Origin of the sequence: uncultured Campylobacter sp. (genome assembly GCF_937890585.1) — a bacterium.
Classification (GTDB): domain Bacteria; phylum Campylobacterota; class Campylobacteria; order Campylobacterales; family Campylobacteraceae; genus Campylobacter_A.
Genome location: NZ_CALACG010000324.1, coordinates 1 through 3,517 on the forward strand (window position 1 = coordinate 1; position 3,517 = coordinate 3,517).

Genomic DNA, 3,517 nt, shown 5'->3' on the forward strand with positions numbered 1-3,517 from the left:
TGCTACGCTTTTACTATCTACAAAAAGGCTAAAATTTTCGTTTTTACTAGATATCTCTTTTAGGGCGCTTAAGTTTTTATTTCCACTTGTTGTTATGACAGCTGTTTTTAGCCCTTTTAAGAGTAACTTTTTTGAAATTTTAGCACTTAACCCAGAGATATCAGTGCCTCCAAGAATGATAGCGTAGTCATAAATTTTCTCCCTTTTTACCTGCGCTTCTTCATAAAACTCATCTCTAACTAGCAAAAACTTGCTTCCGCAAAATACCTCGCAGCCTTTTTCTACAAGCCTCTCATAACTTGCCTTTTGCGCATACAAATTTACATTTAAAATATAGTCTGCAAAATGTTTCTCGTAAGTGTCGTCAAATGATAAAATTTTAACGCCGGTTTTTTCTTTTATAGCTCTTTCGTATTCAAAGCTAAAGCCGTAGTGGTCGATGATGAGAAGTTCAAATTTATTATCCTTTATAAGTTCGCAAAGCTCATTTATCTCGCCACTTCTTAGGCTAAATTTAGGGTAGTTTACCTCATCAAAAATGTCACCTTCAAGCCTTAAAGATGCAAAAGAGATGTCGCTAAAATTTTTAGCAAGCAAAAGGTCTCGCCTGATGTGCCCATGCCCTATCTTGCTGCTACTATCAGCACGCACGAGCGTTTTTAGCAGGGGGAGTCCTTTAAATTCTTTCAATCAGATCTTTCCATTATTTATCAAATAAAGCTTTTTAGCAAACTCAAAATCCTCTAGCGTATCGATGTCGCAGACTAAATTTCTTGGCAGTAAATATGCCTTTGAGTGTGGCGCAAAGATAGCGCTGCACTGCAGCCAAGCCTCTTTTTTGCCAAAGTAAAATGCCCCAGCATCATGAAAAGCAGGCTCCAGATCTTGCGAGCGCGTCCTTTCAAACTGCGGATAAAACATACTAACCCTAGCGTTTTCATCAAGTTTTATCGCCCTTTGTATAGGGAAATCAAACGCAGTTGCTGAAAATAAAAATTTACACTCATCTTTTTTAAACTCTCCTGCGGCCTCTTTTAAAATTTCAGCCGTTATAAGCGGAGCTGTGGCATAAAGGCAGCAGACGTCGCTAAAGCTAGAATTCGCGCGTCTTATCGCATCTTTTATCACGTCGGTGCTTGTTGCGTAGTCGTCGCTTAGGCTCGCCTCTCTAAAAAATGGCACGCTAGCTCCAAATTCTCTAGCTACATTTGCGATCATTTCGTCATCAGTGCTTACTATTACTTCATTAAAAACTTTAGAATTTAGCGCAGATTCGATGCTATATGCGATTAAAGGCTTGCCTAAAAAGTCTTTGATGTTTTTGCCAGGTATTCTCTTGCTGCCGCCTCTTGCTGGAATAATGCAGATCATTTTTACTCGCTAAAGCTTTTTAGCACGTCAAAAAGAGTGCTTGCAACAAATTTAGCATCATCTATGCTCATTCCGTGATGGCACGGCAAGCTAAGCTCGGCGCTATAAAATTTCTCCGCATTTGGCAGTGAAATTTCGCCATATAGTGCTTTATAAAAGCTAAATTTATATGTTGGCTTATAATGCACCTGCACGCCAACGCCTTTTTGCAAGAGTGCTTCAAAAATTTGCTCTTTTTTATCCCAAAATCTCTCATCCAAAAGAACTGGATATAGGTGCCTTGAGCTAGTTGTATTTGCTGGGATATTTATAGTTTTAAAGTACTCACACCCACTAAATTTCTCATCATAAAATTTAGCTATCTCGTTTCTTTTAGCGATAAAGCCGTCCAGTCTTTTTAGCTGGCTAAGCCCCAAAGCGCAGGCCACGTCTGTTATCCTGTAGTTGTATCCAAGCAGGCTCATGTCGCTATCCCAAAGCTTTGTTTTAGCGATGCCGTGGCTTCTATAAAGTCTTGCAAGTCTTGCGAGCTCATCGTCGTTTGTAGCAAGCGCGCCGCCTTCAAGCGTGGTGATAGGCTTTACAGGGTGAAAGCTAAATATGCTAATATCAGCCTTCACGCCCACTTTTACGCCATTTTGCACGCTACCAAGGGCGTGAGAGGCGTCGTCTATCACTTTTATGCCGTGTTTTTTGGCTAAATTTATGATCTTATCTAGCTCCACTGGGTTGCCACCGTAGTCGACTGCTGTTATTACCTTTGTATTTGGCGTGATCAAATTTGGGATCTTCTCTTCATCGATGTTGCCATCCATCTTAACATCGCAAAATTTGACCTGCGCTCCTGCCATCAAAGCCGCATTTGCAGTGGCTGCAAAGGTGATAGGCGTCGTGATCACTTCATCACCCTCCTTGACGCCAAGGCTAAGATATGCTACGTGCAGGGCCGAAGTGGCTGAGTTCATGGCGATCACGTGCTTTACACCAATATACTTTGCCAGCTCCTCTTCAAAGCTACTAACCTTTTGACCACCTGTTAAGATGTCGTCTCTTAGCGCGTCCGCTACTACTTTGATATCTTCTTCTGTGATCTGCTGGCGGCTGTAAGGTATCATTTGCCGTCTCCTATCATCTCAAGAAGGCCTGCTCTATCGAGCCAAATTTGATTTGTATTTGAGCTATACTCAAAGTCCTCGCTCACTGGTTTGCCCTTTTGATTTAGCGCATTTACTGAAAAGTCCTGCGCTGTCATAAACTGAATAGACGGGCTTATCACGTAATAATCATCAAATTCATAAGTTAAATGCGCGTCATCTCTTGATATCATCATCTCATGCATCTTTTCTCCTGGGCGAATGCCGATGATCTTTACGCCAAGGTCTGGTGCAAGGGCTTTTGCAAGATCGACCATTGTCATAGAAGGGATCTTTGGTATGAAAATTTCACCGCCCTTCATCCTCTCAAAGTTTTTAAGGACGAAATTTACTCCTTGCTCAAGCGTGATCCAAAACCTAGTCATCTTCTCATGCGTAATAGGAAGTTCTTTTTCTCCTTGTGCGATCAGCTTTTTAAAAAGTGGCACGACTGATCCACGAGAGCCAACAACGTTTCCATATCTTACGACGCTAAATCTCGTCTTTTTCTCGCCTACGATGTTGTTTGCAGCGACAAAGAGCTTATCGCTGGCTAGCTTTGTGGCTCCATATAAATTTACAGGGTTGCATGCCTTGTCAGTTGAGAGCGCGATCACTTTGCTAACGCCGCACTCCAAAGAGGCGTCGATGACGTTTTGAGCGCCATCTATGTTAGTTTTTATGCACTCCATTGGGTTGTATTCTGCGATTGGTACGTGTTTCATCGCAGCCGCGTGGATGACGTAGTCTATGCCGTTCATCGCAGTTCTTAAGCGCTTATAGTCCCTCACGTCGCCGATGAAAAAACGCATAGCCTTATCTTTAAACATTTGGGCCATTTCGTATTGTTTTAGCTCGTCACGTGAGTAGATAACTAGCCTTTTTGGCTTATATTTTTTTAACAAAATTTCGGTGTACTTTTTACCAAAACTTCCTGTTCCACCGGTGATCAGTATTGCTTTGTCATCAAACATTTTGCGCCTTTTTATTAGTCATTTTTTGATTTATAAATG

Annotated in this window: 4 protein-coding genes; all 4 read right to left on the minus strand. The window is 41.7% G+C overall.

Features of this window, described 5'->3' with window-relative positions:
• Positions 1–690: UDP-2,4-diacetamido-2,4,6-trideoxy-beta-L-altropyranose hydrolase (locus Q0296_RS09725; RefSeq protein ID WP_298039991.1), on the minus strand; the 690-nt coding region annotated here is incomplete at its 3' end.
• On the minus strand, positions 691–1,371 hold the full coding sequence (gene pseF, locus Q0296_RS09730; RefSeq protein ID WP_298039993.1) for a pseudaminic acid cytidylyltransferase: 681 nt from the start codon (positions 1,369–1,371) through the stop codon (positions 691–693). It lies immediately after the preceding gene.
• A gap of 2 nt (positions 1,372–1,373) precedes the next feature.
• Positions 1,374–2,486 (minus strand): UDP-4-amino-4,6-dideoxy-N-acetyl-beta-L-altrosamine transaminase, encoded by a 1,113-nt coding sequence (gene pseC, locus Q0296_RS09735; protein WP_298039997.1) that lies wholly within the window; start codon positions 2,484–2,486, stop codon positions 1,374–1,376.
• Positions 2,483–3,478: a UDP-N-acetylglucosamine 4,6-dehydratase (inverting) gene (pseB, locus tag Q0296_RS09740; protein WP_298040014.1), complete on the minus strand. Its 996-nt coding sequence runs from the start codon at positions 3,476–3,478 to the stop codon at positions 2,483–2,485. Before pseB ends, pseC begins: the two co-directional genes overlap by 4 nt.
• Positions 3,479–3,517 lie beyond the last annotated feature (39 nt).